This window comes from Neorhizobium sp. SOG26, from assembly GCF_003491345.1.
GTDB lineage: Bacteria > Pseudomonadota > Alphaproteobacteria > Rhizobiales > Rhizobiaceae > Neorhizobium > Neorhizobium turbinariae.
This window is the reverse complement of the sequence record NZ_CP025512.1, coordinates 2941467-2965000: the sequence shown is the minus strand read 5'-3', so window position 1 is coordinate 2965000 and position 23534 is coordinate 2941467. Positions and strand designations below refer to the sequence as shown.

Annotated in this window: 25 protein-coding genes, 1 tRNA gene and 2 rRNA genes (1 of these 28 only partly in view); 18 read left to right on the top strand and 10 right to left on the bottom strand. The window is 60.4% G+C overall.

The genetic code is table 11. The features are described from left to right. The 6 genes from CYG48_RS14635 to groL all read left to right on the top strand — a co-directional run. Positions 1-1240, top strand: a 23S ribosomal RNA gene (locus CYG48_RS14635) (it extends 1559 nt beyond the left edge of the window). Positions 1241-1511: 271 nt separating this feature from the next. After that, positions 1512-1626, top strand: a 5S ribosomal RNA gene (gene rrf / locus CYG48_RS14630). A 212-nt stretch (positions 1627-1838) separates the two neighbouring features. Beyond that, positions 1839-1915, top strand: a tRNA-Met gene (locus CYG48_RS14625). 257 nt (positions 1916-2172) lie between these two features. Continuing rightward, positions 2173-2433 (top strand): hypothetical protein, encoded by a 261-nt coding sequence (locus CYG48_RS22305; RefSeq protein ID WP_150132731.1) that lies wholly within the window; start codon positions 2173-2175, stop codon positions 2431-2433. Positions 2434-2697: 264 nt separating this feature from the next. Further along, the gene (gene groES / locus CYG48_RS14620) at positions 2698-3012 is read left to right on the top strand and encodes a co-chaperone GroES (protein WP_118851680.1); all 315 of its coding nucleotides are present in this window, start codon (positions 2698-2700) and stop codon (positions 3010-3012) included. Between the two features lie 61 nt (positions 3013-3073). After that, positions 3074-4702, top strand: coding sequence for a chaperonin GroEL (groL, locus tag CYG48_RS14615; protein WP_118851048.1), 1629 nt, complete (start codon positions 3074-3076; stop codon positions 4700-4702). A gap of 68 nt (positions 4703-4770) precedes the next feature. On the opposite strand, the gene CYG48_RS14610 is transcribed toward groL, so the two are convergent. Continuing rightward, a complete protein-coding gene (locus CYG48_RS14610; RefSeq protein WP_118851047.1) occupies positions 4771-4995 on the bottom strand; it encodes a hypothetical protein in 225 nt (74 codons plus the stop codon). 211 nt (positions 4996-5206) lie between these two features. On the opposite strand from CYG48_RS14610, the gene CYG48_RS14605 reads away from it, so the two are divergent. From CYG48_RS14605 to CYG48_RS14575, 7 genes are all read left to right on the top strand, one after another. Further along, positions 5207-5683 (top strand): Hsp20 family protein, encoded by a 477-nt coding sequence (locus tag CYG48_RS14605; RefSeq protein WP_118851046.1) that lies wholly within the window; start codon positions 5207-5209, stop codon positions 5681-5683. A 206-nt stretch (positions 5684-5889) separates the two neighbouring features. After that, positions 5890-7335 (top strand): ATPase domain-containing protein, encoded by a 1446-nt coding sequence (locus tag CYG48_RS14600; RefSeq protein WP_118851045.1) that lies wholly within the window; start codon positions 5890-5892, stop codon positions 7333-7335. Positions 7336-7368: 33 nt separating this feature from the next. Next, on the top strand, positions 7369-7740 hold the full coding sequence (locus tag CYG48_RS14595) for a response regulator (RefSeq protein WP_118851044.1): 372 nt from the start codon (positions 7369-7371) through the stop codon (positions 7738-7740). A gap of 244 nt (positions 7741-7984) precedes the next feature. Beyond that, positions 7985-8194 carry a cold-shock protein gene (locus CYG48_RS14590; RefSeq protein WP_118851043.1) on the top strand — a complete coding sequence of 70 codons (210 nt, stop codon included), beginning with the start codon at positions 7985-7987 and terminating at the stop codon, positions 8192-8194. Between the two features lie 124 nt (positions 8195-8318). Then, the gene (locus tag CYG48_RS14585; RefSeq protein WP_118851042.1) at positions 8319-8699 is read left to right on the top strand and encodes a DUF6481 family protein; all 381 of its coding nucleotides are present in this window, start codon (positions 8319-8321) and stop codon (positions 8697-8699) included. A gap of 131 nt (positions 8700-8830) precedes the next feature. Further along, entirely contained in the window at positions 8831-9151 is a 321-nt protein-coding gene (locus CYG48_RS14580) for a hypothetical protein (protein WP_118851041.1), read from the top strand. 55 nt (positions 9152-9206) lie between these two features. Next, complete coding sequence (locus tag CYG48_RS14575; protein ID WP_118851040.1) at positions 9207-9521, top strand: YkgJ family cysteine cluster protein; 315 nt, start codon at positions 9207-9209, stop codon at positions 9519-9521. A gap of 25 nt (positions 9522-9546) precedes the next feature. On the opposite strand, the gene CYG48_RS14570 is transcribed toward CYG48_RS14575, so the two are convergent. Further along, complete coding sequence (locus CYG48_RS14570) at positions 9547-9741, bottom strand: hypothetical protein (protein ID WP_118851039.1); 195 nt, start codon at positions 9739-9741, stop codon at positions 9547-9549. Between the two features lie 246 nt (positions 9742-9987). Between CYG48_RS14570 and CYG48_RS14565 the strand changes: the two genes are divergently transcribed. After that, the gene (locus CYG48_RS14565; RefSeq protein ID WP_118851038.1) at positions 9988-10695 is read left to right on the top strand and encodes a hypothetical protein; all 708 of its coding nucleotides are present in this window, start codon (positions 9988-9990) and stop codon (positions 10693-10695) included. 103 nt (positions 10696-10798) lie between these two features. After that, complete coding sequence (locus CYG48_RS14560) at positions 10799-11479, top strand: helix-turn-helix domain-containing protein (RefSeq protein ID WP_118851037.1); 681 nt, start codon at positions 10799-10801, stop codon at positions 11477-11479. 15 nt (positions 11480-11494) lie between these two features. Here the strand turns inward: CYG48_RS14560 and CYG48_RS14555 are convergent, their stop codons facing one another. From CYG48_RS14555 to CYG48_RS14520, 8 genes are all read right to left on the bottom strand, one after another. Further along, positions 11495-11800 carry a hypothetical protein gene (locus CYG48_RS14555; RefSeq protein WP_118851036.1) on the bottom strand — a complete coding sequence of 102 codons (306 nt, stop codon included), beginning with the start codon at positions 11798-11800 and terminating at the stop codon, positions 11495-11497. Positions 11801-11894: 94 nt separating this feature from the next. After that, the gene (locus CYG48_RS14550; protein ID WP_118851035.1) at positions 11895-13187 is read right to left on the bottom strand and encodes a TadE/TadG family type IV pilus assembly protein; all 1293 of its coding nucleotides are present in this window, start codon (positions 13185-13187) and stop codon (positions 11895-11897) included. A gap of 216 nt (positions 13188-13403) precedes the next feature. Beyond that, entirely contained in the window at positions 13404-14237 is an 834-nt protein-coding gene (locus tag CYG48_RS14545; protein ID WP_118851034.1) for an alpha/beta hydrolase, read from the bottom strand. 42 nt (positions 14238-14279) lie between these two features. Next, positions 14280-15119: a tryptophan 2,3-dioxygenase gene (gene kynA / locus CYG48_RS14540; RefSeq protein WP_245450349.1), complete on the bottom strand. Its 840-nt coding sequence runs from the start codon at positions 15117-15119 to the stop codon at positions 14280-14282. Then, entirely contained in the window at positions 15116-16309 is a 1194-nt protein-coding gene (gene kynU, locus CYG48_RS14535) for a kynureninase (RefSeq protein WP_118851033.1), read from the bottom strand. Before kynU ends, kynA begins: the two co-directional genes overlap by 4 nt. Before the next feature lie 103 nt (positions 16310-16412). Beyond that, positions 16413-17255, bottom strand: coding sequence for a TIGR01459 family HAD-type hydrolase (locus tag CYG48_RS14530; protein ID WP_118851032.1), 843 nt, complete (start codon positions 17253-17255; stop codon positions 16413-16415). Further along, positions 17252-18517: an FGGY-family carbohydrate kinase gene (locus CYG48_RS14525; RefSeq protein WP_118851031.1), complete on the bottom strand. Its 1266-nt coding sequence runs from the start codon at positions 18515-18517 to the stop codon at positions 17252-17254. Before CYG48_RS14525 ends, CYG48_RS14530 begins: the two co-directional genes overlap by 4 nt. Further along, entirely contained in the window at positions 18514-19587 is a 1074-nt protein-coding gene (locus tag CYG48_RS14520) for a class II aldolase/adducin family protein (RefSeq protein ID WP_118851030.1), read from the bottom strand. Before CYG48_RS14520 ends, CYG48_RS14525 begins: the two co-directional genes overlap by 4 nt. 199 nt (positions 19588-19786) lie before the next feature. Here CYG48_RS14520 and CYG48_RS14515 point away from each other — a divergent pair, with 199 nt between their 5' ends. The 3 genes from CYG48_RS14515 to CYG48_RS14505 are packed head-to-tail and all read left to right on the top strand — an operon-like array spanning position 19787 to position 23527. Continuing rightward, the gene (locus tag CYG48_RS14515; RefSeq protein ID WP_118851029.1) at positions 19787-20569 is read left to right on the top strand and encodes a DeoR/GlpR family DNA-binding transcription regulator; all 783 of its coding nucleotides are present in this window, start codon (positions 19787-19789) and stop codon (positions 20567-20569) included. A 1-nt stretch (position 20570) separates the two neighbouring features. After that, positions 20571-21968, top strand: a complete 1398-nt coding sequence (locus CYG48_RS14510; protein ID WP_118851028.1) for an FGGY-family carbohydrate kinase — start codon at positions 20571-20573, stop codon at positions 21966-21968. Further along, positions 21965-23527: a sugar ABC transporter ATP-binding protein gene (locus tag CYG48_RS14505; protein ID WP_118851027.1), complete on the top strand. Its 1563-nt coding sequence runs from the start codon at positions 21965-21967 to the stop codon at positions 23525-23527. Before CYG48_RS14510 ends, CYG48_RS14505 begins: the two co-directional genes overlap by 4 nt. Positions 23528-23534: the final 7 nt, after the last annotated feature.

Below are 23534 nucleotides of genomic sequence, written 5' to 3'. Positions count from 1 at the left end.
GTCAGGTAGAGTATACCAAGGCGCTTGAGAGAACTATGTTGAAGGAACTCGGCAAATTGCACGCGTAACTTCGGAAGAAGCGTGACCCCTTTTTACGCAAGTATGAAGGGGTGGCACAGACCAGGGGGTAGCGACTGTTTATCAAAAACACAGGGCTCTGCGAAGTCTAAAGACGACGTATAGGGTCTGACGCCTGCCCGGTGCTGGAAGGTTAAGAGGAGAGGTGCAAGCTTTGAATCGAAGCCCCAGTAAACGGCGGCCGTAACTATAACGGTCCTAAGGTAGCGAAATTCCTTGTCGGGTAAGTTCCGACCTGCACGAATGGCGTAACGACTTCCCCGCTGTCTCCAACATAGACTCAGTGAAATTGAATTCCCCGTGAAGATGCGGGGTTCCTGCGGTTAGACGGAAAGACCCCGTGCACCTTTACTATAGCTTTACACTGGCATTCGTGTCGGCATGTGTAGGATAGGTGGTAGGCTTTGAAGCGGGGACGCCAGTTCTCGTGGAGCCATCCTTGAAATACCACCCTTATCGTCATGGATGTCTAACCGCGGTCCGTTATCCGGATCCGGGACAGTGTATGGTGGGTAGTTTGACTGGGGCGGTCGCCTCCGAAAGAGTAACGGAGGCGCGCGATGGTGGGCTCAGACCGGTCGGAAATCGGTCGTCGAGTGCAATGGCATAAGCCCGCCTGACTGCGAGACTGACAAGTCGAGCAGAGACGAAAGTCGGTCATAGTGATCCGGTGGTCCCGCGTGGAAGGGCCATCGCTCAACGGATAAAAGGTACGCCGGGGATAACAGGCTGATGACCCCCAAGAGTCCATATCGACGGGGTTGTTTGGCACCTCGATGTCGGCTCATCGCATCCTGGGGCTGGAGCAGGTCCCAAGGGTTTGGCTGTTCGCCAATTAAAGCGGTACGTGAGCTGGGTTCAGAACGTCGTGAGACAGTTCGGTCCCTATCTGCCGTGGGTGTAGGAATATTGACAGGATCTGTCCCTAGTACGAGAGGACCGGGATGGACATATCTCTGGTGGACCTGTTGTCCTGCCAAGGGCATAGCAGGGTAGCTATATATGGAATGGATAACCGCTGAAGGCATCTAAGCGGGAAACCAACCTGAAAACGAGTATTCCCTATCAGGGCCGTGGAAGACGACCACGTTGATAGGCCGGGTGTGGACGTGCAGCAATGCATGAAGCTTACCGGTACTAATAGCCCGATCGACTTCATCGTTCCCATTGACCATGCTCATCACGCGTCACAAGACGCGACGATGAAGCCAGACGTGTTCAATCAAGACCATCGCCAGCTTGTCTGGCTCCCGTGCTCAACAGAGCGCCGGGCAGCCATACAGGCCAAAGGCCGTCGCCAAGCATTTGGCGGGCCGTCCGCAGGGCAGCAGCCGGCAGGCTGCGATCAGCCCGCCAGGACAAGATCAGGCGATGAACAAATCCAGCTTCTCAACACATGCCAACAGAAATGTTGGTTCATTGCCCTTAATTGACCTGGTGGTCATGGCGGGGCGGCCGCACCCGTTCCCATTCCGAACACGGCCGTGAAACGCCCCAGCGCCAATGGTACTTCGTCTCAAGACGCGGGAGAGTAGGTCGCTGCCAGGTCTATTAAAGGCAATGCCATCACAAAAAGATGGATCCCAATCTTCTCGAACACCAACACTCCCTCACGGGCCATAAACCCGAAACAAAACAATATCGCGGGGTGGAGCAGCCCGTTCGGCCGTCATCAATCCTCAAGGTCGGTCACTTGACGGCATCACCTCATCAGGCTACGCCTGAAATCGCTCCCGGGACAAATCCCGGAAAAACAATATCGCGGGGTGGAGCAGCCCGGTAGCTCGTCAGGCTCATAACCTGAAGGCCGCAGGTTCAAATCCTGCCCCCGCAACCAATCTCCAAAAAACATAAATCCTGGAAACCTCATAAGCCCCTCAGGGGGCCTTTTGCGTTCGAGTCGTAGCCAAAGTTCCAACACCGCGAATCGGGTACCTGAGCGATTGCGGCCTCTTGGCAAACGTGCCCCGTACATGTTTCCCTTCGCCTTGTTGCTGCACAACTACGCATCTAAACGCATGTGGCCCATAAGACGTCGACGGTTGGTACTCGTCGCGTTTTGCGTCCCATGGCACCGCTCGCAACCTTGCGTGAATGGTGCTGACGTGGACGTGGTGTTCCGTCAGCCTTCGCGCTTCGGACACTCATGTTACTGAAAAAGTCACGCTTCTTCTTCAGCTCGCCATGACCTTTCTGTTGGCGCTGCCATACCGGCACAACGGGCTTCATCCCGGTGGGCAGCGAATTCCTGCCGCACTGGCAGTAGACCTTCATCATCGCCTCGCCGACCACCGCATCATCAACCCGGCCGCCTTCAAGATCGCATTTTGCGATCGCCCCACCGCGTCGGTCTGATGCCGTGATGGGCGTGATGGGTGACTTTCCGGCACATGAGGGATGTCGGAGCGACCGCAGGCTAGCCCCTGTTGTTAGCGTTACAAGGTCATTTAGCACTCTCGCCATTCGAGTGCTAAATTTTCTATATGACCATCTTGAAAACCGGATCCGCGCAAATAAAATCTGCCGCGAAGCGCTCAAGGAGGCTTCGCACCTGTCCCGGATTGGTCATCCGGTCCGGTGAGGGAACAACGTCATCATTGTTTGTCCATGGAGGAAAACATGTCGTTCCGACCGCTGCACGATCGTATTCTCGTCCGCCGTGTCGAATCTGAAGAGAAGACCAAGGGCGGCATCATCATTCCCGACACTGCCAAGGAGAAGCCGCAGGAAGGCGAAGTGATCGCCGTCGGCCCGGGTGCGCGCAATGAGGCCGGTCAGGTCCAGGCGCTCGATGTGAAGGTAGGCGACCGCATCCTGTTCGGCAAATGGTCAGGCACCGAGATCAAGATCAACGGCGAAGACCTGCTGATCATGAAGGAAAGCGATGTCATGGGCGTCATCGAAGCCCAGGCCGAGCAGAAGCAGGCTGCTTGAGCCCAAACCACGTCTACACAGAAATATCAGTCAGATAGCTGCCTATTGAGGAGTTAGAAAAATGGCTGCGAAAGAAGTCAAGTTCAGCACCGATGCCCGTGAACGCATGCTGCGTGGGGTCGATGTGCTTGCGGATGCCGTGAAGGTGACGCTCGGTCCGAAGGGCCGCAACGTCGTCATCAACAAATCCTTCGGCGCGCCTCGAATCACCAAGGATGGCGTTTCCGTCGCCAAGGAAATCGAACTCGAAGACAAGTTCGAGAATATGGGCGCGCAGATGGTGCGCGAGGTCGCTTCAAAGACCAATGATCTTGCCGGCGACGGCACCACGACGGCCACCGTGCTGGCGCAGGCAATCGTGAAGGAAGGCGCCAAGGCGGTCGCTGCCGGCATGAACCCGATGGACCTGAAGCGCGGTATCGATCTGGCGGTCGACGCGGTGGTCAAGGAGTTGAAGGCGAACGCGCGCAAGATCACCAGCAATGCCGAGATCGCCCAGGTCGGCACCATCTCGGCCAACGGTGATGACGAAATCGGCCGCTACCTTGCCGAAGCCATGGAAAAGGTCGGTAATGAGGGCGTGATCACCGTCGAGGAAGCCAAGACCGCTGAAACCGAACTGGAAGTCGTTGAAGGCATGCAGTTCGACCGCGGTTACCTGTCGCCCTACTTCGTGACGAACCAGGACAAGATGCGGGTCGAGCTCGAGGATCCCTATATCCTGATCCACGAAAAGAAGCTTTCCAACCTGCAGGCCATGCTGCCGGTTCTCGAAGCGGTGGTTCAGTCCGGCAAGCCGCTGCTCATCATCGCGGAAGATGTTGAAGGCGAAGCCCTTGCCACGCTCGTCGTCAACAAGCTGCGTGGCGGCCTGAAGATCGCTGCCGTCAAGGCGCCTGGCTTTGGCGATCGCCGCAAGGCCATGCTCGAAGACATCGCCATCCTCACGGGCGGTACCGTCATCTCGGAAGATCTAGGCATCAAGCTCGAGAACGTCACGCTCGACATGCTCGGCCGTGCGAAGAAGGTCTCGATCGAGAAGGAAAACACCACCATCATCGATGGTGCGGGCTCGAAGACCGACATCGACGGTCGGACCGCGCAGATCCGCGCCCAGATCGAAGAAACCACTTCGGACTATGATCGCGAAAAGCTGCAGGAGCGTCTCGCCAAGCTCGCTGGCGGCGTTGCCGTTATCCGCGTGGGTGGCTCCACCGAAGTCGAGGTCAAGGAAAAGAAGGATCGCGTTGATGACGCACTGCATGCAACGCGTGCGGCTGTCGAAGAAGGCATCCTGCCGGGTGGCGGCGTCGCGCTTCTGCGTGCCGTGAAGGCGCTTGATGGCCTTGATACGCCGAATGCTGACCAGCGCGTCGGCGTCGACATCGTTCGCCGTGCAATCGAGGCGCCAGTGCGCCAGATCGCCCAGAACGCCGGCGCCGAAGGCTCGGTCATCGTTGGCAAGCTGCGCGAAAAGAACGACTTCTCCTACGGCTGGAATGCCCAGACCGGTGAGTATGGCGATCTTTATACCCAGGGCGTCATCGACCCGGCCAAGGTTGTCCGCACGGCCCTTCAGGATGCCGCATCCGTTGCTGGCCTGCTGGTGACGACGGAAGCGATGATCGCCGAGAAGCCGAAGAAGGAAGCGGCACCGGCTATGCCTGCCGGCGGCGGCATGGACTTCTAAAGCATGCAAGGCTTGGGCCCGTCCCCCCACAGGACGGGCCTTTTTCATGTGCGGTGCCAGAGAGCTGCTCACTCCAGCTCGTCTTCTTCTTCCGCCGACAACAGGTCGACCAGTGTCGCGACTCGCCCCGTCGGCAGGCGGCGGCCCTCGCTCATCAAGGCTTCGTCATTGTTGATCCAGGCGAACGCCTCCGCCAGTTCGGCCTGCGTCGCGCCGGTCGCGATGAGATCGGCTGCAAGGCTTTCATCGACCGGTCCCAGAACGGCCGTGACGTCTTTCGAAGTCATTGTCATGTCCGTCTCCTCCATGTCTTGACCTACCCAATGTGGTGGAGAGCTGCGAAAGATCAAATTTTTCACCGCCGAAGTCTTCACCTCTTGAACGGCTAAAGGACTGTTTTATATCAGGATTAGTCGGTTGCCCAACCGGGGGCCGACCTGTCCGGGAGGCGTCGCTGGCTCTTGGCGCCTCCTTCGTTCCATGTTGCTTAAGGAGGATATGGCTATGAGGACAAACTTCGATTTTTCGCCCCTGTTCCGGTCGAGCATCGGCTTTGACCGCCTATTCGATGCACTTGAAAGCGCAAGCCGCATCGAGACGATCGACAACTGGCCGCCTTACGACATCATCAAGACCGGTGACGATGATTACCGGATCACCATGGCGGTGGCGGGCTTCTCCGAGCCTGAACTGACCATCACCCAGGAGCAGAACATGCTCTTCGTGTCGGGCCAGAAAGATGCTTCGGAAGAGGTACGATACCTTTATCGCGGTATCGCCGGCCGTTCGTTCCAGCGCAGGTTCGAGCTTGCCGACCACGTCAAGGTCACGGGGGCACGGCTTGACAACGGCCTGCTGTCCATCGACCTGAAGCGGGAAATCCCCGAGGAGATGAAACCGCGGCAGATCGAGATCTCGACTGGCATGGCTCTGCCGAAGATGGAGACCAAGCAGATCGACGCAGAGAAGCAGGCTGCTTAAGCTCCCAACAAGAGCTTACCTCACGGGGCGCCGGATTGTCCGGCGCCTTTTCCGTTTTACCTGTTTGAACTAGCTTTCGGCCTCGCGAGCCTGCATATTCGCCTGTTTCTCACCAGCTTCTCCCTGGCATGATCAAAAGATGACGCCTGCGCGTTGAAAAAAAGGGACGCAACGTTACTGTTAGCTGCGGAGAGTGGCGGGGAACGATGGCGACACAATTACTTCCAAGGATCATCAGCGGCGTTGAGGGCCTGGACCAGATTCTGGGCGGCGGCTTCATTGAGGGCGCCTCCTATATCATCCAGGGCCAGCCGGGCGCGGGCAAGACCATCCTGTCGAACCAGGTGGCGTTTGCGAATGTCGTCAAGGGACGACGCGTGCTTTACGTTACGCTTCTTGCGGAGACGCATGACCGGCTTTTCCAGGTGCTCGGCACGCTCGACTTCTTCGACCGCAGCCAACTGGGCATGACGATTTCCTATGTAAGCGTTTTCCAGACCCTGCGCGACAACGGCCTGTCGGAAGTGGTGAGCCTCGTCCGCAAGGAAATCGCCCGGCAGGGTGCGACGCTTCTGGTCTTCGACGGTCTGCTGAATGCCCGTGACAGGGCAGACTCGCCGCTGGACGTAAAGACCTTCGTGGCCGAGATCCAGAGCCAGGCAGCCTTCGTGGGTTGCACGGTGCTGTTTCTCACCAGCACGCGTCTTGCCGACGACAGTCCCGAACACACCATGGTAGATGGCGTGATCGAACTTCACGAGGAGGTGCTTGGGGTACGCTCCGTCCGCCGGCTCCAGGTCAAGAAGTCGCGCGGCAGTCCGGCGCTGGGTGGCCTGCACCAGTTCGAGATCACCTCATCCGGGCTTGTGAGCTATCCCCGCCTTGAGGCGGTCCTGCAGCGTCCGTCCGCAGAGACAGATCCTGAAGCCGGAACCGTTCAGACTGGTGTCGAGGGCTTCGACAACCTGCTTGGCGGCGGGCTGCCGACCGGTTCCGTCACGCTGGTGTTCGGGCCATCGGGCGCAGGCAAGACGGCGGTGGGTTTGAGTTTCCTTGCAAGAGCAAGCAAGGAAGAGCCGGCGCTGCATTTCGGTTTCTACGAGACGCCGGCGCGGCTGCGGGCGAAGGCGCGGGCGCTGGGCGTCGATATCGAAAGCCGGATCGAGGCAGGCGATCTTGATACCATCTGGAACCCGATGACCGAGAACCTAATTGACAAGCTCGGGCACCAGCTGCTTCAGGCGGTCCACCAACGCAAGGTGAAGAGGCTCTTCATCGACGGCCTGGGCGGCTTCCAGCGAGCCGCCGTGCACCAGCCGCGCATGACCGAGTTTCTATCGGCTTTGACCAACGAGCTGCGGGCGCTCGGGGTGACGACCTTGGCTACGTGGGAGCTTCGCGACCTGTTCGGCCCAACGCTGACCGCGCCAGGCTCGGAGCTTTCAAGCCTGATCGACAACCTGGTGATGCTGCGCCACATCGAGGCGGAGTCCCGATACATCAAAGCATTGTCGATCCTGAAGGTCAGGGACAGTGCATTCGATCCGGCAATCCACGAGATCAGCTTTGGGAACACAGGGATACGGATCGATGTTCCGCTACCACCAGTCGTCAACGCGGCTACAGGATTAGCGACACCTCTTTCAACGTGAACGTGTCATGTCGAGGAAACGAGAGCAGTTGACATGGCGCTGATTGTCATCGCGGAAGACGAGTTTCTGATAGCCGATGTGCTCAGCATCATGCTGGAAGAGGCCGGCCATGAGGTGGAGGCTGCACCGCATGGGCTCGCGGCACTGACGCTCGTGAAGGAACGGCGCCCCGAGCTTGTCATTACCGATTTCATGATGCCCCTGATGACGGGTCTGGAGCTTGCACAGGCGATCCGGGAGGATGATGAACTATCCCAGATTCCGATCATCCTGGTAAGCGGCGCGCAGGCAAGCATCGGTCGGGCACATCCGGAGATGTTCGACGCCGTCCTCGACAAGCCCTATAACGAGGTGCGTCTTCTGGAAGCGGTGGACCGGGTCTTGGACACCAAGCTGGCGCGCTGATTTTCACATGAGCCGGCGAGATGAATTTCAAGCCGCGAAGAAGCTGATCTAATTAAATTCCCTGCCCGTCATTGACTTAAGGCGCCTGGCCCCCTATCTACTGGTTATCGATATTTTCTTGCCGAGTTTGGTTACTACGCGATTGGCACCGCGTGTTGAACGACCCTCCCTTTAAAGCATCGTTACATCATCCGCGACGCATCAAGCGTGGCGACTTCTTCTATTGCTATTGAAAGGGTTCATCATGACCAATGGCACAGTAAAATGGTTTAACTCCACCAAGGGCTTCGGATTCATCCAGCCTGACGACGGCGGCGCTGACGCATTCGTACACATCTCGGCCGTCGAGCGCTCCGGTATGCGCGAGCTCGTAGAAGGCCAGAAGGTTTCCTACGAACTTGAGCGCGACCGCAAGTCGGGCAAGATGTCGGCCTGCAATCTCCAGGCCGCTTGATCCAATCTCTGCTTTCCGTTGACCACGGATGTACTGGCACCGCTGAAAGCATGAGACGACGTGAGGTCAGGCAATAGCCTGGCCTTTTTTCTTTTTCCCGAAGCGAATTATCTGAGGTGATATCTTGAAAACCACCCGAAACAGCGACATCGCCGACAGGCGTACCGCTGCGACCGAAGCGAAAGCCGCGCAGCTCCAGGCCTACAAGGCCGCCCAGGAAGCCGCCGCTCCGCTTCGCGAAGCAAAGCAGGCCGAGCGCATTGCGATCGCCGAGGCTCGTGAGGCCCGTCAGGCTGAACGCCGGCAGGCAAAGCTCGAAGAGCAGAACCGCGCCGCCGCCGAGGCAGCTGAACGCGAAGCCGCAGCCCAGTCTGCCGCCCGCGCTGAAACCGAAGCCCGCGAACAGGCCGAGAAGAACCGCATCACGCGCGTTCTCGAAGACGAAGCGGCCCGCAAGGCCGAACGTGACCGCAAATACGCCGCCCGCAAAGCGCGCCAGGCCTGAGCCGAACCTCACACTTACTCAATACGACCCCTAGTCTTGCCACGATGGCAGTCCAATCTGCGACAGCAGCCATGGACACGTCCTGTCGATGAGCGGCCGGGTCTCCCAAAGCCGATAAAGGAGTAACTCACATGAACAGTCCCGCCACCACCACTGCCGCGCTTGCCGTCGAACTGACGCCGACCCAGGTTCGTGGCCTCAAGCTTGCCAAGGATGGCGATCTTCATCCGCAGGGCGAGAAGAAGTGGACGCACCTCAATGCCCAGGTCACCTATGCGCGTTCCGACCGCTTCAAGGAGCGCCCGATCAAGGTCAAGTTCGCAACGACCGCCACCGTCGACCAACTGCGCGAATACGGTCTGATCCGCGAGCTGGACGATAGTGCACCGGCCGGCGAAACTGCCCATGGCATTACCATGGCTGGCAAGATGTGGCTGCTGACGCACAAATAAGCGCGAGGGGTGACTTGAGGTGAGCGGATGGGCTGAACTCGACGGGCAGCACGACATGGCGCTCGCGGAGCCTGATTCCGCCGAAGCATCCTGGGATTGCCAGACATGCGGCGCCTGCTGTTCATACTCATCCGAATGGCCCCGCTTCACGATGGAGAGCGATGACGCGCTCGACCTCATTCCGCCTCAGTTCGTCGCTGCAGATGAACGCGGGATGCGATGCGATAACGAACGCTGCTCAGCCCTTGCGGGCCGGGTCGGCGTCAGCACCTCCTGCACAATCTACGAAGTGCGCCCGGATGTTTGTCGGGCATGCTCTCCCGGAGACCATGCCTGCCGCACCGCCCGCGCGGCATTCGGGCTGATCTAGCGACAGAGCACAACGGTTACCCGCGTCACTGCAGGGTGTTGTTGCTACCCGTCTTCTCTTCAAGGTTAAGAAATTCAGCCAGCGTTTTTGCGAATCGTTCCTGGAGCAGCACCATCGGCTCCTTGGCCAGCACCACGGCCAGTTCCGTTGCCGTGTCTATGACCGACCAGGAGCCATCTTCCTCCTGAATGGCTTCATATTTTGTGCGCTGCTTGGTCAAGATGCTCTCGGGCTTCGGCTTTGACGGCTAACCGGCCATCCTCGTCGTGGTTGCACCAGACTGAAACGAAAAGTGTTTTAGCACAACCTCAACCGCCGTTCAGACGTCCTTACCTGCCGCGTGGAGCAGCATCAGCGACAGGAATCGGCACAGGGTGGGTAAATTTACGGAGGCCGATTGTCGCATCCGTTAACGCGGCAACTCTAGGTTCAACCTCAATCAATGCCTGGTGCGAATGAGGGAACTATGAGTGCAGCGACCAAACTGGAATACGGCAGCAGATTCGGCTCTTCGGTGGTGAAGGTGGCGAAGGCGTCTATTCTGGCCCATGCCGATCCAAGCCATTCAGCCAACGGTGCTCCCCGGTACTCGCGCTGGTTCCATGGCGAGGATGGCAACCGGGAACCGATGGCAACTTCGATGAAGAAGTTCCGCAAGATCGACCCTTCCATGGCCGCAGCGGAAGTCGCCGCCATTACCAAGGAAAACATGGCGATCCTCGGCGCGGATGCATGCGATTTGTTCGTTTCCCGCCTGCCGCGAGAACATCGCATGCGCAAGGCAATCCGCTCTGCGGTTCTGCCAACGGCACCCTATTTCGGCCTCTGCAAGTTCGGCGAAGTGGTTGTGGAGCGCGCCGCGGACAAGTTTCACATCACCCAGATCTTCATCACGAACTTCGACGGCGAGGTTGAGACCTCCGACAACGCCAACTTCTGCACCCCGGTCAACAACAAGTTCGACCAGATGCTGTTCGGTGTCCATGTAATCGTCGACAGGCTGGGCAACCGGATCGGCTTTGACCGTGAGAGAGGCGAAGACGGGCTGGCCTTCAAGACGAAGAATATCGGCCAGGCCCTGTTCCACATCGCCTCCGAAAGCACCGGTATTGCGCTCGAAGTCCTGCAGACGCGCGCGGCTGCCGCGAAAAAAGCGGGCAAGTCGGTCGGTTGAGCTTCACGTCGTGACTTGAGATCGGCCGTCGCGACGGATTCACGCTCGCGGCGGCTGGCGCATCATCGACGGGAGCACTTTTGCTCGCAGTCAAAGAAGCATCATGGCCAAGAGCAACCTTTTCAACACTGTCGCGCAGAAGATGCTCGACGCTTGGATCGAAACCGACCCGGCCGAGCCCGTGGAACCACTACAGGTTTATGCCGGTGTGCTTGACCTGCTTTCCATCAAGATGCGCCTGACGGTGATCACGGTGAGCGGGGCTGACCCGCTGGAATGGCACATGACGGCCGTTCGCCATTCCGGCTTCACCTCCAGCCTGTTCAACGTCAACAAGATCTTTGAAGACCAGAGGATCGGTGACTTCAAGGACCAGACCTACATGGCGAACGCCGTGATCCCGCGGCTGAAGCAGGTTATCGAAAACCAGCAGCCCTCGATCGAGCTCGTCAAGACGCAGTTATTCGGCATCAATCTCGGCTACGACCGCATCCTGATCCCGCAGAGAACGACCGGGCGGCCGCAGTGGGTCATCTCATCAAGCTACGCCCGCTTCCTCCTTGACACGCCGAAGACCTACGGGAAGTTCGATGTCGACGAGGAGGCGGTCGTCCAGCTTCTCCTGGAAGGCTGCACCGCCAAGGAAGTCGCGGCGCAGCTTGGTCTCGCCAACCGCACCGTCGAACACCGGCTCGACAAGCTGAAGACCCGCTTCGGTGCCCGGAATCTCGTGCACCTCGTTGTCATGCTTCTTGGTGGTCACCTGAACCGCGAGCAGGTGTGACGCGGGTAGCCGCGCCTAGATGCCCGACCCATCGAGTTCTTCTTCGCCCTTGCCTTCCCAAGCCGAGGGAAACGTCATCTGGTCGACATTGGCCTGCGGCATCGGCATCCAGCACTTCACTTCCGGCTCGGCATATTCCACGACCCGTCCAGGAACGGAATCGGATGAACGCCATGCTTCTCCGCCAAACCGGTCTGCATTGGACCAATAAACAAGGTCGACGGCTCCCGGCCCCTGTTCCGACGGGCGTATCGTCACGAGGATGCGACTTCCGTCCTTTGGTGCAGTTCGCATCTGTCGCCAGCTACCCGGCTCTTCCATTCATGCCTCCTCCTTGAGCAGAAGTCGCCAAGTGTGACCTTACCAGCGGCCGTGGTCAACGCGCTCTGTGCAGGAACACGGCCGTGCTGCCTGCTCAGCCGGTAAGGCGCGGGCTCGAGACGATCTTCAGGAAGAGGCTGTTCATCGCATCGGTGATGCCTTCCGACGGGCTCACTTCGAAGAAGTAGCCGGACGTCGCGCAGCTTTGCATGCGGGTGGCGATCTCGGGCTGGAACGGCTTGATCCAGGTGTTGTACCAGTTGTTGGTCGGCAGTGGCAGATAGGTGGTGTAGAGCACCGCGATCTTGTAGCCGCGTTTCTTCAAGTGCTCGCAAACGCGGATGTCGATCGGTTCCTGGCAGCGCGTGCCGGTGAGCTTCTTCGTGCAGCTTTGCGGCTTCTTGCTGTCGTTGACGCCATCGGAGACAAAGAAGACGATCTTTTCGGGGCTCGCGGCCGTCAGTCCGGTGCCGGGATGTCCAAGCTTGGTGCTGAGATCCTGCAGTGCCCGGTCGAAATCGGTCTGCTGGTCGCTGTCATAACCCTGGTAGGGGATCGACATGAGGTCGATCAGCGACGCCTTTTCCTTGGCCTCCTTCAGGTTGTCGGTCAGCGACACGACTTCCAGGAGCTTGCGGTCCTCGGCCTTCTGGCCAAAGGTGTAGACGGCCATGCGGTACTGGTTCGGGCTCTTGCGCACCGAAACCGCGGTGTCCATCAGCGCTGCGGTCGCCTGGGCGACCACGTTGATGCGGATCGTGACGCCGAGCGACTTTGCCTTGTTGTAGTAGCTGTTCAGGTCCTCCACCCCATCCTTCACGATATGGCAGGCGAAGGCGCATTTGTCGGGGGTATTGGCGACCATCTTGTTGATGTCGGCCGTTGTTGCGGCAACGCCCATGGAGGGCGTGTTGTCGAGCAGCAGGAAGAAATCGCGGAAAGTTTCGGTCTGGAAGACGGCGGACGCTTGTCCGGAGACGGTGATGCTGTCCTTGCCGATGACCCGGAGCAGGGTAGTGGGAACCGAGGCGGTATACTTGAAGACGGCCTTCAACTGGTTGTCGTCACGCTTGACGGCCGCCGAGCTGTTCTGCAGCGTCACGCCGGTCATTGCCGCGACCTGCGAGTTGAAGAAATCTTCCGCGTCCTTGATGCCGAGCGGCACGTCGCCGTTGTTGCTCATCAGCATGGCCTGCTTGAAGGCCGCTGATTTTTCCGCAATCGCGCCAAGTGCGGCGGAGTCTGCGGCATCTTGCAACTGCGTCTTGCGGCTCAGGGCTTCGGCAACGTCGATTGCCACGCCGGCAATGCCAAGCAGAGGCACGACGAGCAACGCGCTCATGATGCCGAAATTTCCGGAGCGGTCGTTCAAAAAGCGCGAAAACATGGCGATTCCTGCTGCTGGTCAACAGAGGATCGCACAAAACCTGTAAGTCTCAGGTTTCCAAAGGTAGTTAAGAAGTTTTGCCAGCCAGCGTGGTTGCTGATGTCGCGAGCGCTATTGGCGCTAGGAGATAGGAAATTCGCGGTTCACGTCATTCGCCATGTCGTCTCCACCAGTCTCTCTTCCCTCACCCCCGACGCGACGTCAGATCGGGAAGGTTTACCGGGCCATCAGCAGCGTCCGCGTCATCGGGTGGTCGGGATCGATCAGCCCGTCCGGCACGTTGAAGTGATGCTTGTCCGGCTCGGCGTAAGCGGCAGTTTCGGCGCCAAGTCCGGTCCAGATGTTCGCAAGCAGGTCGTTCTGGCGCAGGAATTCGTTACGCTCGTTGCCGCCCACCCAGCAGAACAGCCGCGTATTTGGGCCCGGCTCCAGCAGCACGACGCTTTCGCGTTGTGCCTCTTCCGGCGTGATGCGCAGACGCTCGTTGAGACTGGTGCGCATCAGCGGGCGCAGGTCATGGACGCCTGAAATCGAGATCGTGTTGGCGATGCGGGCGCGCACCTCCGCGGGCAGAGGCGAGGTTGCCGAGATCATGCGGGAAACGAGGTGGCCGCCGGCGGAATGGCCGGTCAGGTGGATCGGACCCTCGAATCTTTGCGCCACGGCGGCGATTGCCTGGCCAACTTCGGCGACGATGTCGGTGATATGGACCTCCGGGCAGAGCGTATAGGTCGGCATGGCGACCGCAAAGCCATGTGCAACGGAGCCTTGGGCAAGATGCGACCAATAGGAGTTGTCGAGGCTTTGCCAGTAGCCGCCATGCACGAAGACGACGAGGCCACGGGGCTTGTCCTTCGGCAGGAACAGGTCATAGATGTTGCGGGCGCGATCGCCATATCGCAGCCCAAGCTCCGCCTGACCGGCTGCAAGCATGCTGTCGCGGTAGTTCTTGGCCGGCGCGACCCATTTTTCCGGCCATGCCGAGCCGCCGGCAATGTTGGCGCCGTTGGTATAGGCATCGCTCCAGTCGTTGATGCGGTGATAGATCATCTGTCCTCCTTGCGTCACGGGCGGTGGTGGGCCGGTCGGCGCCTAAAGCACCGTGCGCACACGCCAAAGTTCGGGGAATAGCTCGACTTCGAGCATTTTCTTGAGATAGTGGGTGCCGGACGTGCCGCCGGTGCCGCGCTTGAAGCCGATCACCCGTTCGACCGTCGTCACGTGGTTGAAGCGCCAGCGACGGAAATAGTCTTCGAAGTCGACCAGCTTCTCTGCGAGCTCATAGAGGTCCCAGTGCTTGCCGGGTTCGGCATAGACCGCCCGCCACGCCTCCATGACCTTCGGATTTTCAGCGCGCGTCTCGCGCCAGTTCGCCCGGTTTGCCTCGTCGCCGATGTCAAAGCCGTTGCGCGACAGAAGCAGCAGCGCCTCGTCATAAAGGCTCGGGCGCGACAGGATCTCTTCAAGCGAGGCCAGCAGATCAGGACGATGCGAATGCGGCCCGAGCATCGCCGTATTGCGATTGCCTGCCAGGAATTCGATCGCTCGGTACTGGTAGGACTGGAAACCGGAGGACTGGCCAAGCGAGTTGCGGAACTCGGTATACTCGCTGGGCGTCATGGTGCGCAGCACGTCCCAGGCGTTGTTGAGCTGTTCGAAGATGCGGGCGACGCGCGTCAGCATCTTGAATGCCGGCTGCGGTGTGTCGCCACGGATCGCATCCATGGCCGAGCGAATCTCGTGGATGGCAAGCTTCATCCACAGTTCCGACGTCTGGTGCTGGATGATGAAAAGCAGCTCGTCATGCGCATCCGAGAGCGGCGACTGCGCCTTCAGTACGTCGTCCAGCCGAAGATAATCCGTATAGGACATCTTCTGCCGGAACGACATCTCGGCGCCTTCATCGGCAGGGTTGTATGGCTTCGTGCTCACGTCACCAGAGCCTTCTGCTTGTATTCGGGCGTGTCCCACAGCCGGTTCTGCATGATGTCGGCGAGGATATCGACGGCCGCGAGTACATCCGCCTCGCTCGTGTAAAGCGGTGTGAAGCCGAAGCGGATGGCGTTTGGCGCACGGAAATCGCCGATCACGCCGCGGGCAATCAGCGCCTGCATGATCGCGTAACCTTCCTCATGAAGGAAGGAGATCTGGCTGCCGCGCTTGGCGCCATCGCGCGGCGAACCGAGCGTCAGCATTGGGCAGCGCTTTTCCACCTCGTGGACGAAGAGGTCGCAGAGCTTGATCGACTGGCGCCGCACGTCCTGCATGTCGACGCCATCCCAGGCATCAAGGGCTGCGTCGAGCGCAGCCAGGCCAATGATCGGCGGCGTGCCGACGCGCATCCGGTCGACGCCGGCGCCCGGGCGATAATCAAGATCAAAGGCGAAGGGAGCATCATGGCCAAGCCAACCGGAAAGGGCAGGGCGAACCGTGTCGGCATGTCGCGGCGAAACATAAACGAAGGCGGGCGCGCCCGGGCCGCCGTTTAGGTATTTGTAGGTGCAGCCAACGGCAAAGTCGGCTTTGGCGCCGGCAAGATCGACCGGCAGGGCACCGGCGCTATGCGCAAGATCCCAGACCGTGACAGCGCCAACCGAATGTGCCTTCTGCGTCAGCGCCTTCATGTCGTGCAGGCGCCCGGTGCGGTAATCCACCTCCGTCAGCATCACCACAGCCACGTTCTCATCGATTGCGGCTTCTACTTCTTCCGGCTCAACGATCTTCAACTCGTGACCGCGCGCCAGCGAGCCGATCAGGCCCTGTGCGATGTATAGATCGGACGGGAAGTTGCCGCTGTCCGACAGGATGACCTTACGCTCCGGCACCAGGTCGAGCGCCGAAGCAAGCGCCTGGTAGACCTTGATCGACAACGTATCGCCCATCACGACCGAGCCTTCTTCGGCACCGATCAGGCGGCCGACACGGTCGCCGATCTTACGGGGCATCATCATCCAGCCGGCCTGGTTCCAGCCCTTGATGAGCATCTTCCCCCACTCGTCTGACAGAAGGCGGGCAACCCGCTCCTTGGCTGCAATCGGAAGCGGCCCAAGCGAGTTGCCATCCAGATAGATGACACCCTGTGGAAGATGGAAAAGAGAACGCGTTTGGTCGAAAGAAATCATTCGGTAAATCCTACTATGGTCAGGATATGATACAAAATATTTGATCGACGCACAGCGGTGGTGTGTACGAAATCACGTATCTTCCGCATCGGGTGAGGGTGTCTTAATCGGCTGGCCGAAACGCCGCCATGGTGAAGGTCGGTCGCCGGTCGGGTGCCATCATGGCTTCCAATTCATCCGTGCCGAGAGTGGCGAGAATGCCGGTACGTACCAGAACGGAGGCAAGGCCAAAGCTGCTTGCGCCGAGGATATCGTGGTCGATACTGTCGCCGATGCAGACAATGCTTGAATGTGCCGGATTTCGGCAGGAGCGCGCCGCCTGCTCGTAGATGTCCCGGTGCGGCTTGCCGAACCAGCGGACGGATCCGCCGAGTTGTTCGTAGAGGGTAGCTATGCTTCCCGCACCGGGGGCGGTCGTACCACCGGCGAGCTTGTGCATGTCCGGATTGGTGCAGATGGCCGGCACGCCGCGCTTCGCGGCCGGGCGCAACCGTTCCGCATAGGCGTCCATCGGGATCTTCTCTGCCTCGCTCCCCGAGATGATGACGAGGCCCGCTTCGGCGGCATCCTCGGTGCTGGTCAGGCCTAAGCGATCCGCCAAGTTCCGGTCATCGCCACTGGAAATCGTCAGACAACGGGTGCCGGGCGGGACGGGAGATCCCTGCCCGGACAAGACGGCAAATGCTGCGTCGCCCGAAGTGACAAAGCGGTCGAAGCTGTGGCGGGGGAAGCCAAGCTTGATGAAGCGCTCGGCGTTGTAGTCGCCGCTGCGGCCGGAGTTGGACAGGATGACGACCGTCCTGCCGGCGGCCTTCAACTGCCGCAGCGCATCCGTGGCGCCGGGATAGGCGCCTTCATCATCGCGCAGCACCCCGAACTGGTCGACGAAGAACACCTCGTATCGATCGCAAAGGTCTGAAAGCGTAATGTCGGGGATCGAGCTCATACCAACCGCCTTGCGAGCACCAGGGACGCCGTGCCGACTGCCGCTTCCACGGAGCGCGCAGGGAGGAAGTCGACGCCAAGCGCCTTTTGCCGCATGCATGTCCAGACGGCGTTGCGGGCGCCGCCGCCGACCGTTCTTACCGACCTGAGCTTACCGCTCCCAAGCTCCTCCAGCAGATCGTATCCGCGTTTTTCGATCGCCGTCATGGCTTCCAGCAAGCCCTGGAAGAACACGGCTTTGTCAGACGGGCGCGGGGCAAGCCGGGGCGGATAATCGGGATCGTTCACCGGGAACCGCTCGCCCGGTTTCAGCAACGGATAATAATCAAGCCCGGTCGGTATGTCGGGGTCAAGCCGCGCCGTCAGCTCTTCCAGTTTGTCACCCACCAGCGCCCGGATGACGGCGCCGCCGGTATTGGATGCCCCGCCGACCAGCCAGAAATCCAAGATGCGATGCGCATATATCCCGAATCTCGAAGCGCTGACGGGGTGCGCTGAAGCAAGCTTCAGCACCAGCGTTGAACCGAGGGCCGTCACACCGTCGCCGATGCGATTCGCACCGGTCGCCAGGAAGGAGGCGCAACCATCCGTGGTTCCCGCGTGGATGCGGCAATAGGGTGACAAGCCAAAGATCCTGCCGGTATCGCCGAGCCGTCCCACAGGCGTGCCGGCGCGAACGACGATCGGCAGGCGGTCCGGTGAGAGGCCGGCGTCGGCAATCCAGGCCGGCCAGCGTTCATCTGCCAGATCATACCCGGTTTTCAGGGCGTTATTTTCATCCGTCACGGGATCGGTCATGCCAAGCTGCATTGCAATCCAGTCGGCCTGATGCACCACGCATGCGTCGGGCGTTAGAGACAGGAGATGACGCGCCCGCGCGAGACCGGAATTGGCGCCGCGTGCGGGGCTTTCGGCCGGTGCCACGGCGGCGATGCGCTCGACGATCGTCGTGTCCGAACAGGGCTCGTTGTACATCATGACGCCGAGTGGCTGGCCGCCTGCATCGATTGACAGCACGGTGCCGGAAGTTCCATCCACGGCAAGCCCTTCCACGGTGGCCAAGGAGACCTGTTCACCCAGCGCCCTCAGGCATTCGCTGACGCGCCGCCACCATGCCGCGGGTGTTCGTGTTTCATCCGCGCCTTCGAAAGGCGCCGCGGCAAAGGCGACAACCTCGCCCGTTTCCGACAGTGCCGCCGCACGGGCGCCGGAGGTTCCGACATCGATGCCGATTGCGATAGCTGGCGGGCGAGGCTGTATCATCCGTTTCCAGACGCCTTTCGATCAAGCGCCTGGCGGTATTGCTCGGCCTCCCAGTTCGTCAGTTCGTGTTCGCCGTTTGCGCCGATATAGGCAAGCGTTGCATCGTCAGGGATTCGGGTGACGACATCGGCCAGACAGCGGGCCATGACCTCGCCGCCGGGTGTCAGTTCTTCCGAAACGAGCACCCCCTTGTTGGGTGCGATCAGCATCTTCGGCGCAGGCTCGTCACCGCCTGCCGCACGCATGAAATCCGCTGCCGTCTCGCCGGGCGCAAGGACACCGATCCTCGTGCCGAGGAAGATCACGTGGTCCGGGTAAAGCGAGCCGCCGGTCGCAGTGCGGATCGAAACATCATCAAGCGCAGTCCGGTGGCTCACCGGATCGCCGGCGGGCTTGAAGCCCGAGCCTGAAGCGATGACGCTAAGCGCTGGCATGTCGGGGGAGTTTGTCTGCCGCGGCTCGATCTCCAGCGCCCCCGTCACGCGCTCGATCCTCTCGGCCACTTCTTCGACACTGTCGCCGCAGACGATCACGCCGTGGTTGAAGAGGATCAACACATCGGGGCGGTCATGCGCGAACTTGTCGATCTCGATTGCCAGCGGCACGCCTGGGCGCCGGTAAGGGATGGTCGCCCACTTGAGGTCCGGCAGTTTCGCCATCCGCGCCTTCAGCCGCTCGTCGCGATCGGCCACCACGGCATGGGCAATGGTGTTGACGCAGTGATAATGCGCCACCACCCGATGCTGCAGGGCAGCGTGGAAACTTGTTTCAATGGAGGGGCGGAGCCCGCTGAGATTTAGCGCGCCCACGACGAAGTCCGTCGACTTCTCAGCGCGCGGATCACCGGAGCGCAGCGCTTCCAGCAGTGGTGCCACCTCGACCGGCACCATGATCTCTTTTGCGCCGGCTTCGGAAAGCCAGGTGCCAGAGGCCTTCACCCACATGACGCCGTGGGATTTGAGCGACGTGTTTCCGCCGGCACCTTGGGTCTTAAGGATGTCGCTGCCGATCTTGCGTGACAGTGCGATGAAGCCGTCGAAGTCATCCGGACGCGTGAATGAGGCTGTCATTCTTCCTCCCGCCATTCCGCAATGCGATGGATCAGATGCGCCGGAATGCTGCAGTGCATGATGCAAGTTTTGCGCAAAGTGTAGATCTGTGAGCGAAATACGTCAACGATGATGTTTTTGCATCGTCGATCTTGAAGATCATGTTGGCGTATGATTATAGTTGATCATCCACGCATGAGGAGCTTGGAGGAGGACCCCGTTGAGCGACGCCGATCGGCACAGGATCATTACCGACCTGCTGAAGGAACGGCCGTTTGCTTCGGTGCGCGACCTCCAGGAGCAGCTTGGAGTGTCCGCAGCCACGGTGCGCAGGGATATCGACAAGCTCCATGAGATCGGCAAGGCCCGCAAGGTCTATGGCGGCATCTCGGCAAGCGTGGGGCCAGGCTTGAGCCGCATCGCCGCCCGCTCCTATGACGAAAACCGCGACAGGGCGGTGGAGGCCAAGCGTGCCATCGCGCAGGCTGCTGCCGGTCTGGTGCGCGACGGTGACTCCATCATCGTCCACGCAGGCTCGACCTGCTATCATCTCGGCCTGCTTCTGGCGCGTCGCAACGTGCGGCTTTACACAAACTCTATGCCGCTTGCCGCCTATCTCGGTGAAAACGGCACCTGCCATCTGACGATTGCCGGCGGCGAGTTGCACCGGGAACCGCGCATTATCCACGATCCCGCCGCCGGGCCGCCGAGCTTCTTCGCATCGCGGTTCTTTGTCGGCACGCAGGGGATCAACAATGAGGGGCTGCTGGAGTCGCATCCGTTGCTCACCAAGGTCATCAGCGAGCTGGCAAGTTGTGCCGACGAAATTGTCGTTCTTGCCGACAGCAGTAAATTCTCTATCCAGGCGCGCAATCTGGTTCTACCTTTGTCACGGGTCAGCACGATCATCGTGGATGATGGGCTGTCCGACGCCAACGCCAAGATGCTGGAGGATGCCGGCGTGACGATCGTCATCGCCCATCCTTCCGGAAACGGAGGTTGACATGAGCCAGAATGCGTCTCCCAGCATAGCCGTGTTCGATCTCGGCAAGACGAATTCAAAGCTGTTCGTCATTGCTGCCGATGGCATGATTTTGGCTGAGCGGCGTACCCGCCCCGTCTGGCAAGATCGCGACGGCCTGAGGGTGCTGGATGATGCTCACCTCTTCTCCTGGATGCAGGCTCAGTTGAACGACCTTTCCGACGGCTATGACGTTTCGGGCATCATGTTCTCCGGGCATGGCTGCACCTTCGGCCTGGTCGAGAATGGTGCGCTCGCCGCCCCGATGCTGGATTACGAGCAGGAGCCACCGGTCGATGTGGCCGCTCGCATCGACGGCCTGCTGCCGTCCTTCTCGGAAACGTTTTCGCCCAACCTGCCGCTTGGCCTGAACTATGGACGGCATATCCTGTGGCTGAAGGATCGCGATCCCGCACTGCTGGAGCGGGCCGAGACCATCCTCGCTTATCCCCAGTTCTGGTCCTGGCGCTTCTCCGGCACGGCTGTGTCGGAAGTATCCTATCTCGGCTGCCATTCGCATCTTTGGGCGCCGCTGAAGGATGACTACAGCAGCCTGGTGGATGCTGAAGGCTGGCGCGCCAAGATGCCACCCATGGCGCGCGCCGGGTCGGCCGTGGGCACCTGGCGCACGCAAGGTGGCCGGAAACTCACCGTCCATAATGGCGTGCACGACAGCAATGCGGCGCTTTATTATTATCGCTCGGTCGGCTTTTCTGATTTCACCCTCGTGTCCACCGGCACCTGGGTGATCATCTTCAACTCCGCCTGCCCGCTCGAAGCGCTCGACCCAGAGCGCGACATGCTCGCCAATGTCACGGTGGACCATCAGCCGACGGCGACCATCCGCTTCATGGGCGGACGCGAGTACGACATCGCAAGCGGCGGCTGGAACAAGCCGGTCAGCCTGGAAGCCGTGGCGGCGGTTATCGCAAAGGGCATCGTTGCGCTGCCATCCTTTGCAGCGGGCGGCCCGATGCCGGGCGAGGGCAGCTTTGTCGGACCGGCGGCCGAAGGCGAGGAGCGGGCCGCGGCTGCCCTTCTTTATGTTGCCCTGATGACGGATCTTTCGCTGGATCTGATCCGTTCGGAGAACGACATCGTCATCGATGGCGGCCTGGTGAAAACGGGGCTTTATCCGGGTCTGCTTGCCACGCTCCGGCCGCAGCAGCGGGTGCTGATCAGCGCTGTCGCAGAAGGCAGTGCATTGGGCGCTGCGGCTCTCGCCTTCGAGGCGAGCGGCATTTCCGCCTTTACCAGCGAGTGCCGGCAGGCCAAGCCTGTCGTAGTTCCCGGTCTGGATGCCTATCGCAACCGGTGGATATCTCTGGCTGAAAGTCGGGATTCAATCTTAGTTCAACCCGTCAGGGAGGCGCGGGCATGAGCGCGGCGCCTTTGACCTCAGCCGCGGCTGTTCCGGTTCTCGAGATGCGCAACATCTCGAAGACCTTCGGCACCACGCGTGCGCTGTCCAATGTATCCCTCACGGTGCATGCCGGCGAGGTTCACGCGCTGATGGGCGAGAACGGCGCAGGCAAATCGACGCTCATGAAGGTGCTCTCCGGCGCCTATACGGCAGATGCCGGCGGCGAAATCCTCATTGACGGTAAGCCGGTTGTTACCGGCGATCCGAACAAGGCCAAGGAAAACGGCATCGCCGTCATCTACCAGGAACTGTCGCTCGCGCCGAATCTCTCGGTCGCGCAGAACATGTTCCTCGGCGCCGAACCCTCGCGTTTCGGCATCCTCGATCGTTCCGGCATGCGTTCCCAAGCGGAGCCGATCCTGAAGCGGCTTGGCCTCGGCTTCAGTGCCGATACCATGGTTGCGACGCTGTCGCTTGGTGAACGGCAGATGGTCGAAATCGCCCGTGCGCTGACGACCAATGCGCGCATCATCGTCATGGACGAGCCGACCACCTCGCTCACCACCCGCGAGACGGACCGTTTGTTCGAGGTGATTGCCAGCCTCAAGGCGCATGGCATCGCCATCATCTATATCAGCCACCGGATGGAAGAGATTTATCAACTCGCCGATCGCGTCAGTGTGCTGCGCGACAGCGCCTATGTCGGCACGCTGGAGAGGAGCGATCTTTCCGCCGCCAAGCTGGTGTCGATGATGGTGGGTCGCGACCTCTCATCCTTCTACAAGAAGGAGCATAGCGCCCCCGCGGGTAAAAAGGCGGTTGTCCTGTCTGTCCGCGACGTCGGCGACGGGCGGCGCGTCCATCAATGTTCGTTCGATGTCCATGCCGGCGAAGTCATGGGTATTGCCGGTCTCGTCGGATCCGGGCGGACGGAACTGGCGCGACTGATCTTCGGTGCCGACGCGAAGACGAGCGGCGCGGTGGCCCTCAACGGCCGGGAGCTCAACATCCGCAGCCCGCGCGATGCGATGGATGCCGGCATCGCTTACCTGACAGAAGACCGGAAGGGGCTCGGGCTGTTCCTCGACATGTCGATAACCGACAACGTCAACGTTGCGGTCATTGGCGAAGATGCGCGCTTCGGCTCCGTTCTGGATTTTGCCAAGGCGCGCCAGCGGGCTGACAAGGCCGTCTCCAACCTCTCGATCCGCACCAACAGCACCAGCATCAATGTCGGCGCCCTGTCGGGCGGCAACCAACAGAAGGCGCTGATTGCCCGGCTGCTCGAAACGCGCCCCAAGGTCATCATCCTTGATGAACCGACCCGTGGCGTCGATGTCGGTGCCAAGTCGGAAATCTACCGGATCATCGATGAACTGGCTCGTGAGGGGATCGCCATCGTGCTGATCTCCAGCGACCTGCCGGAGATCATCGGCATCGCTGACCGGGCGCTTGTCATGCGCGAAGGGCGGATTGTTGGCGAGGTGAAGGCAGCGCCCGGCGCGCCCATCGCGCAGGAGGCAATTATGACGCTGTCGACCGGCTCGATGACGGACAAAGTGCAGGAGGAGGCCTGAGGGCAGG

What these genes read in the sequence shown, in the direction of transcription:
- CYG48_RS14565 (WP_118851038.1), top strand. Translation starts at nt 9,988, where the DNA reads ATGAGTGCAGCGACCAAACTGGAATACGGCAGCAGATTCGGCTCTTCG.
- CYG48_RS22305 (WP_150132731.1), top strand. Translation starts at nt 2,173, where the DNA reads ATGGTGCTGACGTGGACGTGGTGTTCCGTCAGCCTTCGCGCTTCGGAC.
- groES (WP_118851680.1), top strand. Translation starts at nt 2,698, where the DNA reads ATGTCGTTCCGACCGCTGCACGATCGTATTCTCGTCCGCCGTGTCGAA.
- kynU (WP_118851033.1), bottom strand. Translation starts at nt 16,309, where the DNA reads ATGATTTCTTTCGACCAAACGCGTTCTCTTTTCCATCTTCCACAGGGT.
- CYG48_RS14530 (WP_118851032.1), bottom strand. Translation starts at nt 17,255, where the DNA reads ATGAGCTCGATCCCCGACATTACGCTTTCAGACCTTTGCGATCGATAC.
- CYG48_RS14590 (WP_118851043.1), top strand. Translation starts at nt 7,985, where the DNA reads ATGACCAATGGCACAGTAAAATGGTTTAACTCCACCAAGGGCTTCGGA.
- CYG48_RS14550 (WP_118851035.1), bottom strand. Translation starts at nt 13,187, where the DNA reads ATGTTTTCGCGCTTTTTGAACGACCGCTCCGGAAATTTCGGCATCATG.
- CYG48_RS14510 (WP_118851028.1), top strand. Translation starts at nt 20,571, where the DNA reads ATGAGCCAGAATGCGTCTCCCAGCATAGCCGTGTTCGATCTCGGCAAG.
- CYG48_RS14580 (WP_118851041.1), top strand. Translation starts at nt 8,831, where the DNA reads ATGAACAGTCCCGCCACCACCACTGCCGCGCTTGCCGTCGAACTGACG.
- CYG48_RS14600 (WP_118851045.1), top strand. Translation starts at nt 5,890, where the DNA reads ATGGCGACACAATTACTTCCAAGGATCATCAGCGGCGTTGAGGGCCTG.
- CYG48_RS14575 (WP_118851040.1), top strand. Translation starts at nt 9,207, where the DNA reads ATGGCGCTCGCGGAGCCTGATTCCGCCGAAGCATCCTGGGATTGCCAG.
- groL (WP_118851048.1), top strand. Translation starts at nt 3,074, where the DNA reads ATGGCTGCGAAAGAAGTCAAGTTCAGCACCGATGCCCGTGAACGCATG.
- CYG48_RS14595 (WP_118851044.1), top strand. Translation starts at nt 7,369, where the DNA reads ATGGCGCTGATTGTCATCGCGGAAGACGAGTTTCTGATAGCCGATGTG.
- CYG48_RS14555 (WP_118851036.1), bottom strand. Translation starts at nt 11,800, where the DNA reads ATGGAAGAGCCGGGTAGCTGGCGACAGATGCGAACTGCACCAAAGGAC.
- CYG48_RS14610 (WP_118851047.1), bottom strand. Translation starts at nt 4,995, where the DNA reads ATGACAATGACTTCGAAAGACGTCACGGCCGTTCTGGGACCGGTCGAT.
- CYG48_RS14525 (WP_118851031.1), bottom strand. Translation starts at nt 18,517, where the DNA reads ATGATACAGCCTCGCCCGCCAGCTATCGCAATCGGCATCGATGTCGGA.
- CYG48_RS14605 (WP_118851046.1), top strand. Translation starts at nt 5,207, where the DNA reads ATGAGGACAAACTTCGATTTTTCGCCCCTGTTCCGGTCGAGCATCGGC.
- CYG48_RS14560 (WP_118851037.1), top strand. Translation starts at nt 10,799, where the DNA reads ATGGCCAAGAGCAACCTTTTCAACACTGTCGCGCAGAAGATGCTCGAC.
- CYG48_RS14545 (WP_118851034.1), bottom strand. Translation starts at nt 14,237, where the DNA reads ATGATCTATCACCGCATCAACGACTGGAGCGATGCCTATACCAACGGC.
- CYG48_RS14505 (WP_118851027.1), top strand. Translation starts at nt 21,965, where the DNA reads ATGAGCGCGGCGCCTTTGACCTCAGCCGCGGCTGTTCCGGTTCTCGAG.
- CYG48_RS14520 (WP_118851030.1), bottom strand. Translation starts at nt 19,587, where the DNA reads ATGACAGCCTCATTCACGCGTCCGGATGACTTCGACGGCTTCATCGCA.